The 14,057-nt window shown below is 64.4% G+C and carries 9 protein-coding genes and 1 pseudogene; 1 reads left to right on the top strand and 9 read right to left on the bottom strand.

Annotated features, from left to right (window positions below):
- Positions 1-34 precede the first annotated feature (34 nt).
- Positions 35-3,133, top strand: a complete 3,099-nt coding sequence (locus QXZ85_RS00515) for a MexW/MexI family multidrug efflux RND transporter permease subunit (RefSeq protein WP_315706306.1) — start codon at positions 35-37, stop codon at positions 3,131-3,133.
- Between the two features lie 236 nt (positions 3,134-3,369).
- On the opposite strand, the pseudogene QXZ85_RS00510 reads toward QXZ85_RS00515, so the two are convergent.
- The 9 genes and pseudogenes from QXZ85_RS00510 to QXZ85_RS00470 form a co-directional block, all read right to left on the bottom strand.
- A pseudogene (locus QXZ85_RS00510) lies at positions 3,370-4,256 on the bottom strand (ABC transporter permease).
- Between the two features lie 2 nt (positions 4,257-4,258).
- A complete protein-coding gene (locus QXZ85_RS00505) occupies positions 4,259-5,200 on the bottom strand; it encodes an ABC transporter permease (RefSeq protein WP_315706304.1) in 942 nt (313 codons plus the stop codon).
- A gap of 222 nt (positions 5,201-5,422) precedes the next feature.
- A complete protein-coding gene (locus QXZ85_RS00500; protein WP_315706303.1) occupies positions 5,423-6,934 on the bottom strand; it encodes an ABC transporter substrate-binding protein in 1,512 nt (503 codons plus the stop codon).
- A gap of 504 nt (positions 6,935-7,438) precedes the next feature.
- Positions 7,439-8,149, bottom strand: a complete 711-nt coding sequence (locus QXZ85_RS00495; RefSeq protein WP_315706302.1) for a DUF1028 domain-containing protein — start codon at positions 8,147-8,149, stop codon at positions 7,439-7,441.
- Between the two features lie 10 nt (positions 8,150-8,159).
- Positions 8,160-9,962, bottom strand: a complete 1,803-nt coding sequence (locus QXZ85_RS00490; protein ID WP_315706301.1) for a gamma-glutamyltransferase family protein — start codon at positions 9,960-9,962, stop codon at positions 8,160-8,162.
- A 101-nt stretch (positions 9,963-10,063) separates the two neighbouring features.
- Complete coding sequence (locus tag QXZ85_RS00485) at positions 10,064-11,059, bottom strand: oligopeptide/dipeptide ABC transporter ATP-binding protein (RefSeq protein ID WP_316173667.1); 996 nt, start codon at positions 11,057-11,059, stop codon at positions 10,064-10,066.
- On the bottom strand, positions 11,056-12,039 hold the full coding sequence (locus QXZ85_RS00480; protein WP_315706299.1) for an ABC transporter ATP-binding protein: 984 nt from the start codon (positions 12,037-12,039) through the stop codon (positions 11,056-11,058). The genes QXZ85_RS00485 and QXZ85_RS00480 overlap by 4 nt, the downstream gene beginning before the upstream one ends.
- Positions 12,040-12,070: 31 nt before the next feature.
- Positions 12,071-13,042, bottom strand: a complete 972-nt coding sequence (locus QXZ85_RS00475) for an ABC transporter permease (RefSeq protein WP_315706298.1) — start codon at positions 13,040-13,042, stop codon at positions 12,071-12,073.
- Entirely contained in the window at positions 13,039-14,025 is a 987-nt protein-coding gene (locus tag QXZ85_RS00470; protein ID WP_316173669.1) for an ABC transporter permease, read from the bottom strand. Before QXZ85_RS00470 ends, QXZ85_RS00475 begins: the two co-directional genes overlap by 4 nt.
- Positions 14,026-14,057 lie beyond the last annotated feature (32 nt).

Genomic DNA, 14,057 nt, shown 5'->3' with positions numbered 1-14,057 from the left:
TGAACCGCTCCTTTGAGCTAACGAGATTGCCGAGATGAGTCTCACCGATATCTTCATCAAGCGTCCGGTCCTGTCGGTCGTGGTCAGCCTGCTGATCCTGCTGATCGGGCTGAGGGCGGCGACGGTGCTGCCGATCCGGCAATATCCGAAGCTCTCGAACACGGTGGTCAATGTCACCACCGTCTATCCCGGCGCGTCCGCCGACCTGATCCAGGGCTTCATCACGACGCCGATCGAGCAGGCGGTCGCCTCCGCCGAGGGCGTCGACTACATCACGTCGAGCTCGGTGCAGGGCACCTCGACGATCCAGGTCTACGTCAAGCTGAACTTCGATCCGAACCAGGCGCTGACCGAGGTGCTGGCCAAGGTCAATTCGGTCAAATACCTGATCCCGAAGGAATCGAACGATCCGGTCGTCACCAAGACCACCGGCCAGACCACGGCCGTGATGTATATCGGCTTTTCCAGCGACGAGCTGTCGGGATCGGCGATCTCGGACTACCTCACCCGCGTGGTCCAGCCCGTGCTCTCGACCGTGGATGGCGTCGCCTCCGCCGACATCCTCGGCGGCCAGACCTTCGCGATGCGCCTATGGCTCGACCCGGTCAGGATGGCCGGTCGCAACGTGTCGCCGGCCGACGTTGCCGCGGCAATTGCCGCCAACAACTTCCAGTCGGCGGCGGGCCAGTCCAAGGGCTATCTCACCGTCTCCAATATCAACACCAATACCGGCCTGACCGACGTCAACCAGTTCAAGAAGATGATCGTGAAATCCGCGAACGGTGGCTTCGTGCGGATGGGAGACATCGCGACCGTCGAACTGGCGGCGCAGAGCACCGATGCGAGCGTCGCCTTCAGCGGCGAGCGCGCCATCTTCATCGGCGTGCAGGCGACGCCGCAAGGTAATCCCCTCAACATCGTCCGCGGCGTGCGGGCGCTGTTCCCGGACATCGAGCGCAACCTGCCGCCCTCGATGAAGATGAAGGTGGCCTACGACTCCACCAAGTTCATCCAGTCCTCGATCGACGAGGTCGAGCATACGCTCGGCGAGGCGGTTCTCATCGTCATCGTCGTGATCTTCCTGTTCCTGGCCTCGCTGCGCTCCGTCATCATTCCGGTCGTCACCATCCCGCTGTCGCTGGTCGGCGTCTGCAGCCTGATGCTGGCGCTCGGCTTCAGCATCAACCTGTTGACCCTGCTGGCGATGGTGCTCGCGATCGGCCTCGTGGTGGACGACGCCATCGTGGTGGTCGAAAACATCCACCGCCATCTGGAGGAGGGGAAGACGCCGGTGCAGGCCGCGCTGCAGGGCGCGCGCGAGATCGTCGGCCCCGTGATCTCGATGACGATCACGCTCGCCGCCGTGTACGCGCCGATCGGCTTCCTCGGCGGCCTGACGGGATCGCTGTTCCGCGAATTCGCGTTCACGCTGGCGGGCTCCGTCATCGTGTCCGGCATCATCGCGCTGACGCTGTCGCCGATGATGTGCTCGATGCTCCTGAAGAGCGCCGAGGAGGGCAGGTTCTCGCGGCTCGTCAACCGCGTGTTCGGCGCCATCACGCGCTGGTACGGCCGCAAGCTCGACCGTTCGCTGGACTATCGTCCGGTCACCGCGCTGTTCGCCGTCACGATGCTCGGTCTCGTCGGCTACCTCTATATGCACACCTCCAGGGAGCTGGCGCCCGAAGAGGATCAGGGCATCGTGTTCTCGATCACCAAGGCGCCCAAATACGCCAATATCGATTACATCAATTTCTATGGCGACAAGCTCAACAAGGCGTTCCAGCAATTCCCGGAGACCGACCTGACGTTCGTGCTGAACGGCATCAACGGCCCGCAGGGCGGCATCGCCGGCATGCTGCTGAAGCCGTGGGACGAGCGCAAGCGCTCGGCGATGCAGCTGAAATCGCTGGTGCAGGCGCAGCTGTCGAAGATCGAGGGCGTCAATGCCTTCGCCTTCAACTTGCCGGCGCTGCCGGGCGGCCCGGGCGGCCTGCCGGTGCAGATGGTGATCAACTCGACGGCCGGCTTCCAGCCGATCTATGAGCAGATGACGAAGCTGAAGGAGGCGGCGAACAAGAGCGGTCTGTTCATCGTCAGCGACAGCGACCTCGAGTTCAACCAGCCGTTGGTGCGGGTCTGGATCGACCGCAGCAAGGCAAGCGATCTCGGCATCACCATGCAGGCGCTCGGCAACACGCTCGCCGTGCTGCTCGGCGGCAACTACATCAACCGCTTCAATCTCGAAGGCCGTTCTTATCAGGTCATTCCTCAGGTGCCGCGCGACAAGCGGCTGTCGCCGGAGGCGCTCGGCAGCTACTACGTCGCGACCTCGACCGGCCAGCAGGTGCCGCTTTCGACCGTCGTCAAGATCGAGACCGCGACCGATCCGAATGCGCTGACCCATTACAACCAGCTCAATTCGGCGACGTTCTCGGCGGTGCCGATGCCCGGCGTCACCATGGGCCAGGCGGTCGACTTCCTGGAGGGCCTGGCGAAGAAGCTGCCCGCCGGCTTCAGCCACGATTACCTTGCGGACTCCCGCCAATACGTCCAGGAAGGCAACCAGCTTGCGATCACCTTCGCGTTCGCCCTCGTGATCATCTTCCTGGTGCTGGCGGCGCAGTTCGAGAGTCTGCGCGACCCGCTCGTGATCATGATCTCGGTGCCGATGGCGATCGTCGGCGCCATGATCCCGCTGTTCTTCGGCATGGCGACGATGAACATCTATTCGCAGGTCGGACTGTTGACGCTGGTCGGGCTGATCACCAAGCACGGCATTCTGATGGTGGAGTTCGCCAACGAACTGCAGCTCAATGAGGGCCTGGATCGCCGCTCCGCGATCGAGATGTCGGCTCGGATCCGGCTGCGCCCGATCCTGATGACCACGGCGGCGATGGTCACCGGCCTGATCCCGTTGTTGACGGCATCCGGCGCTGGCGCGGCGAGCCGCTTCTCGATCGGCCTCGTGGTGGTCGCCGGCATGTCGATCGGCACGCTGTTCACTCTGTTCGTGCTGCCGGCCGTCTATACGGTGCTGGCGACCAATCACCAGGCCAAGGCCAACTCGCAGCGTGCCAAGGAGATCGCGGAGTTCGACGCCGAACCTTCGCATGCGCTGAAGGCGACCTGAGCGGTCGGCGATAAAGGTTCACATCGACGGCGGCTGCCGATGGCAGCCGCCGTTTTCGTTTGGTGTGATCGCGATGGCTTCCCGAGTTCCGAATCTCACTTCGCGGCCATCCTTCGAGACGCATCGCTCCGCGATGCTCTTCAGGACGAGGTCGTGTTCGTGAAGAGATCCTTGCCCTTACAGTGAGGAGCGGGCACCGCGTCTCGAACCACGATGCCTCTGCTTCGCAGCGCCCGTCACCGCTCCCTTGGATCCAGCGCGTCGCGCAGGCCGTCGCCGACCAGGTTGAGCGAGAGCACGACCAGGAAGATTGCAAGCCCCGGCCAGACCGCCATCCACGGCGCGTTGGTGAGGAAACGCTGCGCGGCGTTGAGCATGCTGCCCCAGGACGGGTAGGGCGGCTGCTGGCCGAGGCCGAGGAAAGAGAGCGCGGCTTCGGCGATGATGGCGGCAGCAACCGACAGCGTCGCCTGCACCAGCAGCGGCGGCAGGATGTTGGGCAGTATGTGCACAAGCGCAATCCGCAGATCGGAGTCGCCGACGCTGCGCGCTGCCTCGATATACTCTTCGACCTTGACGTTCATCACCTGGCCGCGGGTCAGGCGAACGAAGATCGGCGTGGTGGAGATGCCGATCGCGATCATCGCATTGGCGAGGCTCGGGCCTAAGAAGGCGGCGAGCGCGATCGCCAGGATCAGGAACGGGCAGGCCAGCATCGCATCCGTGATCCGGCTGATCAGCGCGTCGAGCGCGCCGCCGATGTAACCCGAGAGCAGCCCCAGCGGGACGCCGATCGCGAGCGCGATGCTGACCGACACTGCGCCGGCGGAAAGCGAGGCGCGGGCGCCATAGATGACGCGCGCCAGCACGTCGCGGCCGAGATCGTCGGTGCCGAACCAGTGTTGTGCCGCCGGCGCCTTGCGGACCAGCGCCCAGCTGGTCTTGACGGGATCGTAGGGCGCGATCAGCGGGGCAAACACCGCAAGCAGGATAACAGCGTGATGGTGATCAGGCCGACGATCGCGCCCTTGCGTTCGAGCAGCCGCCGGAGGGCGCGGCGCGCCGGGCTCTCCAGCCCGTCCTGGCTTCCCGCGGCGCCGGTGGTGATTGCGACGTCCGCCATTGTCAGCCCCTCAACCGCGGATTGACCAGGACATAGGCGAGGTCGGCCAAGAGGTTCAGCATGATGTAGACGGTCGCCGTGACCAAGACCACTCCTTGCACCACGGCATAATCGCGGTTGAACACCGCATCCACGATCAGCTTGCCGAAGCCCGGGATGGAGAAGATCTGCTCCGTGAGCACCGCGCCCGACAGCAGCGTGCCGAGCTCGAGCGCGCCCAGCGTGATCACCGGCGTCAGCGCGTTGCGCAGCGCGTGGTTCAGGATCACGCTGCTTTCGGAGATGCCCTTCGCGCGCGCGGTGCGGACATAATCGCTTTCCAGCACCTGCAGCATCGCGCTTCGGGTGTGGCGCATCAGGATGGCCGCGATCGCATTGCCCAGCACGAAGGCCGGCATGATGGTGGAGGCAAGACTCGCGCGCCAATTCTCGGTCAGCGGCACATAGCCGGACGCGGGCAGCCAGCCGAGCTTGATGGAGAACAGGAAGATCAGCATGATGCCGAGCCAGAAATTCGGTGTCGAGATGCCCCACAACGCAAACAGGTTGGCGCCATAATCCCACGCTGTGCCCTGCTTGACGGCCGAGACGATGCCGGCGGGAATTCCGATCAGGAAGGCGATCACGATCGCCATCGAGGCGAGCTGCAGCGTGACCGGCAGCTTCTGTGCGATCAGCTCGCGCACCGGCACTTTCACCCGTAGCGATTCGCCGAGGTTGCCCGTGAGCACACCCTTCACCCAATAGGCGTATTGCACCGGGATCGGCTGATCGAGCCGGTACTGCTTGCGGATCTGTTCGATGACGGCCGGATCGCGCTCCTCGCCGGCCATCACCAGCGCCGGATCGCCCGGCAGCAATTGTTGCAGCGAGAAGATCAGGATCGAGACGAAGAACAGCGTCGGCACGATCTGCAGGAGGCGGCGGAAGAGGAAGGTCAGCATGGCCGGTGCCTCGCGTGCCGCAGGCTCGAACTATGCTTGTTTTCAGGTCTAGGCCCCACCGTTCCCTCCCCCCTTGTGGGGGAGGGACAGGGAGGGGGGTAACCCAAGTGGAAGTCTCGCTTGTGGCATCCCCCACCCCAACCCTCCCCCACAAGGGGGGAGGGAGCCCTAGCAGGGTGACCGACGCCAGAATGCATGATCGTTCTCACTTTGCGGACATGCTCACTTCAGCTTCAGGCCGATCACGCGCACCAGCCCGTCAGGCATCTGCTTGTAGCCTTCGAGCTTCTTGGTGTGCGCGAACAGCAGCTTGCGGTGATAGATATAGATGATCGGCTCGTCGTTCAGGATCACCTTGGTCAGCTTCTCATAGAGCGCCTTGCGCTGCGCAGGATCGGTGACGGCGCGAGCATCTTCCATCAGCTTGTCGGCCGCTGCGCTGGAATAGCCGCCGTCGTTCTGCGGCGCGCCTGTGTGCAGGAAGACGTAGGAGTTGCCGTCGGGATCGATCCGGCCGCTCCAGTTGATCTGGAAGATCTGGAATTCGCCGGCCTGCGCCTGCTTGAAAGAGGTTGCGAACTCGATGACGCGGATCTTGATGTCGAAGCCGGCTTCGGCGGCCATCGACTGCACGACCTGTGCCACGGCCTCGTTCTCGGCCCCCTTCTGCACCATGTAGTCCACCGAGACGGGCAGGGCGACACCCGCCTCCTTCAGCAGCGCCTTGGCCTTTTCGACATCACGTGGGCGGATCGGGAAGGCCTGCTGATAGAACGGATGCGTCGGCGGCACCCATTGATTGCCCGGTGTGAACTCGCCGTTGAACACGACCTGATTCAGCGCCTCGCGATCGATCGCAAGGTCGAGCGCCTGGCGCACCTTCTCCGACTGGCTCAGTCCCCCTTTCGCCTTGTCCTTGCTGACGTTGATGGTGAGGCCGTAGTAGCCGAGCTCCGAGGCGGTCGAGAGCACGAGGTTGGGATCGGCGCGCACGTCCTTGATGTCGGTTGCGAGCACGCGCTCGATCAGGTCGAGGCCGCCGGATTTCAAATTGGCGAGCCGCACCGTGGCGTCGACGATCGGCTGGAACACGATTCTGTCGATGAAGACATTGTTCTTGTTCCAATAGTCGGCGAACCTCTCGAACACCATGCGGTCCTGCTGCACGCGTTCGACGAATTTGTAGGGACCTGCGCAGACGGGATGCAGGCCGAATTTGTCGCCTTCCTCCTTCGCGGCTTTGGGCGAGACCATCATGCCGGCACGGTCGGTGAGCTGGGAGATCAGCGGGGCGAAGGGCGCCTTGAGAACGAGCTTGATGGTGAGGGGATCGACGACCTCGACATGATCGACGCTTGCAAGTTCCGATTTTCGGAACGAGCCCTGCATGTTCATGTGGCGTTCGATCGAGAACTTCGCGGCCTCTGCGTCGAGCGGCTCGCCGTCGTGGAATTTGACGCCTGGACGGAGCTTGATCGTGACAGCCTTGCCGTCGGCGGAAGTCTCGTGGGAGAGCGCGAGCTGCGGGACGATGTTCAGCTTCTCATCGATATCGAACAGCTTGTCGCAGAAGGCTGAGAACACGATGCGGCCGACATAGGTGCGGCCGAGCGACGGGTCGAGCATGTCGGGATCTTCGGCGAGCCCGATGCGCAAGGTGGTCTCGGCCTGCGCTGCGACAGCGAAGGACACTATGAACGCGGCCGCTGCAGCGGCCAGGCGAACATTTCTCATCGTACTCACTCCATGCTCGAGCTTCCGCCGGCCGTATTGCAACGGGGCCGTTGCAGCCGCGCTATTGCAGCGGCGGCGCGATTGCAGCAGCGCTATTGCACCATTCGTACCAACACCGGATGCGAACCATCCTTCCGTACGGTCGACCGCGGCGATCGGTTTGTCCAGTGGTGGCGATCAGCTCCCGCTCGGGCAAATGAGCGCATCCGCGGCAAGCCGTTCCGCATTGCGAGACCGGCGCGCCGCCCCAAGAGCCGTCTCAAGAGTTGCGTGATCCATGCGGTATCAATGTGCGCTGGACACTTCGAAGCGAACGAGCGGCGCGACGCCGACTGCCGGAGAAGGTGCGTGTACAGCGCGCCGAAATCTGTCGAGTAGCAAAACGCAGCTGTGGTTTGCCTGCGGCATGTGCACGGTGTGATCGACCGCGCGGCATCGCGAAAGCACTTCAATGCTTGATCATCGTCGCCGTACGACCGGTTCTTGAGGCTCGATCGACTTTGCTCAGGGCTGGTTCGCCACGATGGCTGAGATTCCGGCCTCTATGACGGCCCGATCAGTGACGCCGGCGGGGTTGGCGCGCGTGGGCAGGAACTCGCGGAACTTCGTCCAGTGCGCCCGGCTCACCTGCTCGAGACGTTCGAGCTCGGCGAGCGGATCGGGGTGGTCGTCAACCCTGAGGTCAAGGATCGACCATTCCTCTTCGCCATAGATCGACAGAGCGGCCGATTGCTTGCCGCGCTTGTCGCCGCCGGCCGCTTCGCCCGCCCGCAAGGCAGCGATCAGCCGTGGCGCGAAGGGCAGGGCCGCATTGGTCAGATAGGCGCTTGCAGTCTCCTTCAGCACCTCTGCGCCGGCAAGCATATTGCCCGCGATCGAAAAATCCTCGCCTTCGAGATGCCCGCACCAGGGGATGCAAGCCTTGCCCGTATGCGCAGCTATCCGCCCCGCGTGATCGAGGATGTGTAGTTGCCGGCTGTCGCGGCCGGGATCGGCCGATGTGAGGATCTGGATGATCTCTTGCGGGGACCTGCCTTCGCGCAGCAGCTTTGCGCCGTCGATGCCGTAATAGGGATTGACCAGCGCTTGCGTCGCGATGCCGCCGCGGCCGGCGACGATGAAGGGGACGCGGGCGCCGACGGCGAAGAAGCGCGTGGCGACGGCGATCCCGATCTGGCCGGTGGAGCGGTCCTTGGCGATGATCGACCAGGTCATGCAGGGCGACCTATCGTCCGGCTGCGTAGCCTTGCATGCCGCGCGGATTGGCGGCAGCGCGGCGGCGACAGCCGATCTTGGAGGCTGCGGTCAGGCGGCCTTCGGACCAGTCCGGTCCGATCTCGACGATGTGGCCGCGGCGGCGGAGCTCCTCGACCGTGGCCTTCGGCACCCGGTTTTCGAGCACCAGCACGCCGGGGCGCGCGGTGCGCGGCCAGAACGAGATCGGGAAATGCTCGGAGTGCCAGGCCGGCGCGTCGATCGACTCCTGCAGATTCATCTTTGCGTGGACGTGGCGCAGGAAGAACTGCGTGTTCCACTGGTCTTGCTGGTCGCCGCCAGGCGATCCCCAGGCCAGATACGGCTCCCCGTCGCGCAACGCCATGGTCGGCGACAGTGTGGTGCGCGGACGCTTGCCCGGCACCAGCGCCGCTGGATGGTTTTTTTCCAGCCAGAACATCTGCGCCCGTGTCCCCAAGCAGAAGCCGAGCTCGGGAATGACGGGGGACGACTGCAACCACCCGCCCGAGGGCGTGGCCGAGATCATGTTGCCGTCGCGGTCGATAATGTCGAAATGCACGGTGTCACCGCGCACCTCACCGAAGCGGCCGACGGTCGGCTCGCCGGTGCCCATGGCACCGACCGCCTCGCGTGCGCCCTCGGCATGGCGCAGCTTGACCAGCGCGCCAAAACCTTCGACCGAGCCGGGCCGCAGTTCGAGCGAGGCCTTGTCCGAAATCAACTTGCGGCGTTCGTCGTTGTAGGTGTCGGACAGCAGCGTCGCGATCGGGATTTCGGTGAAATTGGGATCGCCATAGAACGCCTCGCGGTCGGCGTAGGCGAGCTTGGCGGCTTCGATCTGCAAATGGATGAAGTCGGGTCCGGTCGGATCGAGCCCGTCGAGCGAAAAGCCTTTCAACAGCGCGAGCTGCTGCAGCAGCACCGGTCCCTGGCTCCAGACGCCGGCCTTGCAGACGGTGTAGCGGCCGTACTCATAAGTGAGCGGCTCCTCAACGGTCGGCTGCCAGCGCGCCATGTCGTCGCCGGACAGCACGCCGCGATGCCGCGAACCCGAGACGTCCATGATCTCCTGCGACCGGCAGAAGCGATCGATGGCTTCGGCGACGAAGCCCTGCGACCACGTCGTTCGCGCGCGTTCGATCTGCGCTTCGCGATTTTCGCCCGCACTTTCTGCCTCCTGCAGGATGCGCGCATAGGTCGCCGCCAACTGCGGGTTGGTGAACAGCGTCCCGGGTTTCGGGACATCGTTGTTGGGCAGATAGACCGCCGCCGACGTCGGCCAGTGTGCGCGGAACAACTCCTCCACGGTCCGGATCGTCGCCGAGATGCGTTCGACCAGCGGATAGCCGTCGCGCGCATAAGCGATTGCAGGCTCCAGCACGTCGCGCAGCCGCATCGTGCCGTAGTCGCGCAGCAGCAGCATCCAGGACTCGAACGTGCCGGGCACGCAGGCCGCGAGAAGCCCGGTGCCGGGCACCATATCGAGACCCTCGCTCCGGTAATGCGCGATGGTGGCGCGTGCGGGCGCGGGCCCCTGGCCGCAGATCACTTCGGTCCGGCCGCGCCTCGCATCATGCAGGATGATCGGCACGTCGCCGCCGGGGCCGTTGAGATGCGGCTCGACCACTTGAAGCGTGAAAGCCGCCGCGACGCCCGCATCGAAGGCGTTGCCGCCTTTCTCCAGCATGGCCATGCCGACCGCAGTCGCGAGCCAGTGCGTGGAGGTCACGACGCCGAATGTGCCCTCGATCTCGGGGCGGGTGGTGAAGGGATCGGGATTGATGAAGCTCATGTGCATTCCATCTGGCAGCGCGGCGGTGACGCGTGGAGTTGATCATGGCTCCGCTGGCATGCCAACCACCGCGGCCACAGACCTCGTGTGCATTTGGGTGATTACGCCGGCACGGCCGTCGCTGCGGTGTGATTGACGGCATGGCAGGCCACCCCGTCGATCAGAGCCGGCGCCTCAAGACGGCAGCGGTCGAACGCCAGCGGGCAGCGCGGATTGAAGCTGCAGCCGGGCGGCGGATTGATCGGGTTCGGAATCTCGCCCTTGACCGGAATGCGCTGGCGACCGGACATCGAGAGGTCCGGCACCGCACCCAGCAGCATCTTGGTGTAGGGCATGCGCGGATTGCTGAACAGCGCGCGTCCTTCCGCGATCTCGACGATGCGGCCGAGATACATCACGCCGATGCGGCTCGCCATGTGGCGCACGACCGCGAGGTTGTGGCTGATGAAGAGGTAGGTGAGGCCGAGCCGGTCCTGCAGGTCGCGCATCAGATTGAGGATCTGCGCCTGCACCGACACGTCGAGCGCGGAGGTCGGCTCGTCGCACACGATGAACTCGGCCTCGGAGGCGAGCGCGCGTGCGATCGCGATGCGCTGGCGCTGGCCGCCGGAAAACTCATGCGGGAATTTCTGACCATCGTCGGGATGCAGGCCGACCAGGGTCAACAATTCGCCGACACGATCCTTGATCTGTCGCTCACCGTCGATCACACCGAACGCGCGGATCGGCTCGGCGATGATGGCCTGGACGCGGAAACGCGAATTGAGGCTCGCATAGGGGTCCTGAAACACCATTTGAATGCGGCGGCGCAGTTTCCGGCGCACCAGAGCCTGGCGTGGATCGGTCATCGACACGCCGTCGATGATGACCTCGCCCGACGTCGGCGGCAGCAGGCCGACCACCATCCGCGCCACCGTCGTCTTGCCCGAGCCGGATTCGCCGACGAGGGCGAAAGTCTCGCCGCGTCTGATGTTGAAGCTGACGCCATCGACAGCCTTCAGGAATTCCTGCTGCCCGCCCTCGAGCACGCGGTTGAGCCAGGGCTTCGACACGTCGAAGACCTGGCGCAGATTCCTGACCTCGACGAAATCAGTCATGCTGCGCTCTCCGTGGCCCGATCATAGAGGTGGCAGGCGACGGCCTGGGCTCCCTGGCGCAGCGGTTCAGGCCGCTCGATCCGGCAGCGATCGAACGCAAAGTCGCAGCGCGGATTGAAGGCGCAGCCGGCCGGTATGGCGGAGAGCCGTGGCATCGAACCTGGGATCTGCACCAGCCGTTTGTCCTCGCCTGCGAGCGTCGGGATCGCGCCCATCAAACCCTTGGCGTAAGGATGCAGCGGATTCTTGATCACCTCCTGCACCGGGCCGATCTCGGCAATGCGGCCGGCATACATGACGGCGACGCGGTCGCAGGTCTCGGCGATCACGCCCATGTCGTGCGTCACCAGCATCACCGCCGTGCCATGATCGCGGCCGAGCCGCTTGATCAGCGCGATGATCTGCGCCTGCACCGAGACGTCGAGCGCGGTGGTCGGCTCGTCTGCGATGATCAGTTCGGGCTCGGCGCAGAGCGCGAGCGCAATGACGACGCGCTGGCGCATGCCGCCGGAGAATTCGTGCGGATAGCCGTCGATGCGCTTCTCCGGCGCGGGAATGCCGACTTCGGCCAGCAGATCGATCGCGCGCCGGCGGGCCTGCTGGTCGGTGAGACTGGTATGGGTCTTGATGGTTTCGACGATCTGATCGCCGATCCGGTAGAGCGGGTTCAGCGAGGTCAGCGGATCCTGGAAGATCATGCCGATCCGCTTTCCGCGCACCTGGCGCATCGCTTCCGCCTCGAGATTGTCGATCCGCAAGCCGGACAAATAGATTTCGCCGCCGGCGATGCGGCCGGGCCGGTCGATCAGGCCGATCACGGCCAGCCCGGTGACGGATTTGCCGGCGCCGGATTCGCCGACCACCCCGAGCACCTCGCCCTTGGCGATGTCGAAAGAGATGCCGTCGATCGCGTGCAGGATGCCGCGGCGACTGGCGAACTCGACCTGCAGATTGCGCACGGACAGAACGGGGACAGACATCAACTGATACCTTCAGATCGCGACGGGCGGTTCACCGCAGCTTCGGATTGAGTGCGTCGCGCAGCCAGTCGCCGAGCAGGTTGATCGCAAGAATGAGCAGAGCCAGCGTCAGGCCCGGGAACGCCACGATCCACCACTCGCCGGCAAACAGATAATTGTTGCCGATACGGATCAGGGTGCCGAGCGAGGGCATGGTTTCGGGCATGCCGGAGCCGAGAAAGGACAGCGTCGCCTCGGTGATGATGGCGAGCGCGAGGTTGATGGTCGCAATCACCAGCACCGGCCCGGTGGTGTTGGGCAGCACATGGCGCAGCAGGATCACTGGCGCCGGCAGGCCGATCAGCTGTGCTGCCGCGACGTAGTCCTTGTTCTTCTCGATCATGACCGAGCCGCGCACCGTGCGCGCATATTGCACCCAGAAGCTCAAGCCGATCGCGATCACCAGCACGGCGAGCATGCTCGCGGAATCGAGGCGGTCGCCGAACACGGACTTGACGACGCCGTTGACCAGAAGCGCGATCAGGATCGCGGGGAAGGTCAGCTGCACGTCGGCAATGCGCATGATGATGGTGTCGACCACGCCGCCGAAATAGCCGGCGACCAACCCGAGCCCGACGCCCAGCACTCCCGACAGCACGACGCCGAGCACGCCGACGACGAGCGATATCCGCAAGCCATAAAGGATCGCCGACAGCACGTCGCGGCCCTGCTCGTCGGTGCCGAGCAGGAACGGGCTTTGGCCGTCGGCAGTCCACAGCGGGGCAATGCGCGAGTTCATCAGCTGCAGTTGCGCCGGATCGAACGGATTTTGCACCGCGAGCAGGGGAGCGAAGACCGCCAGCAGGAACAGCGCAAGCGTCACGATGGCTGCCACCATCGTGAGCTTCGAGCGACGGAAGGAATAAAGCAGGTCGCTCGCGAGCGCGCGCTTCAGCCAGCTGTCGGAGCCGCCCGGGGCCGGCGCGCTTGCCTCGGCGTTGTGGGGGACGACGGTGTCGCTCATGACGAGGCCGGCCGGCTGATGGTCGCGCGCAGGCGCGGATCGACCACGGTGTAGAGGATATCGACGATCAGGTTGATGGTGACGAACATCAAGGAAACCATGACGAGGTAGGCGGCCATGATCGGGATGTCGACATTCTGCACCGCCTGGACGAATAGCAGGCCCATTCCCGGCCACTGGAACACCGTTTCGGTGATGATTGAGAAGGCAATAACCGAGCCAAATTGCAGGCCCACCACGGTGATGACGGGAACCAGCGTGTTGCGCAGCGCATGCCCGAAATGGATCGCGCGCGTGGTCAGCCCGCGGGCACGTGCGAAGCGGATGTAGTCGGTGCGCAGCACTTCCAGCATTTCAGCCCGCACCAGCCGCATGATCAGCGTCATCTGAAACAGCGCGAGCGTCACCGAAGGCATGATCAGGGCTTTCAGCCCGGAGGCGGTGAGAAGGCCGGTGCTCCACCAGCCGAGCTTCACCGTGTCGCCGCGGCCGAATGATGGCAGCCAGCCGAGCGTCACCGAGAACAGGTAGATCAGCAGAATCCCGATCAGGAAAGTCGGCAGCGAAATGCCGATCAACGAGACCGCCTGCAGAAGCTTCGCCGAGAGCGAGTCGCGCCGCAGCGCGGAATAGACGCCCATCAGGATGCCAAAGACCAGGGCGAGGATCGTGGCGCAGATCGCAAGCTCCAGCGTGGCGGGCATCCGCTCCTTGAGGAGGTCGGCCACCGGCTGGCGGAACTGATAAGACACGCCGAAATTGAATTGCGCTGCATTGATCAGGTAGTGCGCGAACTGCACGATTACGGGATCATCGAGACCGAGCGATTTGCGGATGTTGGCGCGCTCGGCCGCGGATGTATCCAGCGCCACGATCTGGCTGACGGGATCGCCGGCGAAGCGGAACATCGCGAAGGCGATCACACCGACCACAATCATGACGCCGATGGCCTGGATGACCCGGCGAAGCGTGAAGGCGAGCATCTTGTCTCTAACTTCCTCCAGAAAGCGTGGCG

It is taken from the genome of Bradyrhizobium sp. SZCCHNGR1005 (assembly GCF_032489995.1).
Lineage (GTDB): Bacteria > Pseudomonadota > Alphaproteobacteria > Rhizobiales > Xanthobacteraceae > Bradyrhizobium.
The sequence above is the reverse complement of the archived record's forward strand: the minus strand, read 5'-3'. Positions and strand labels throughout refer to the sequence as shown.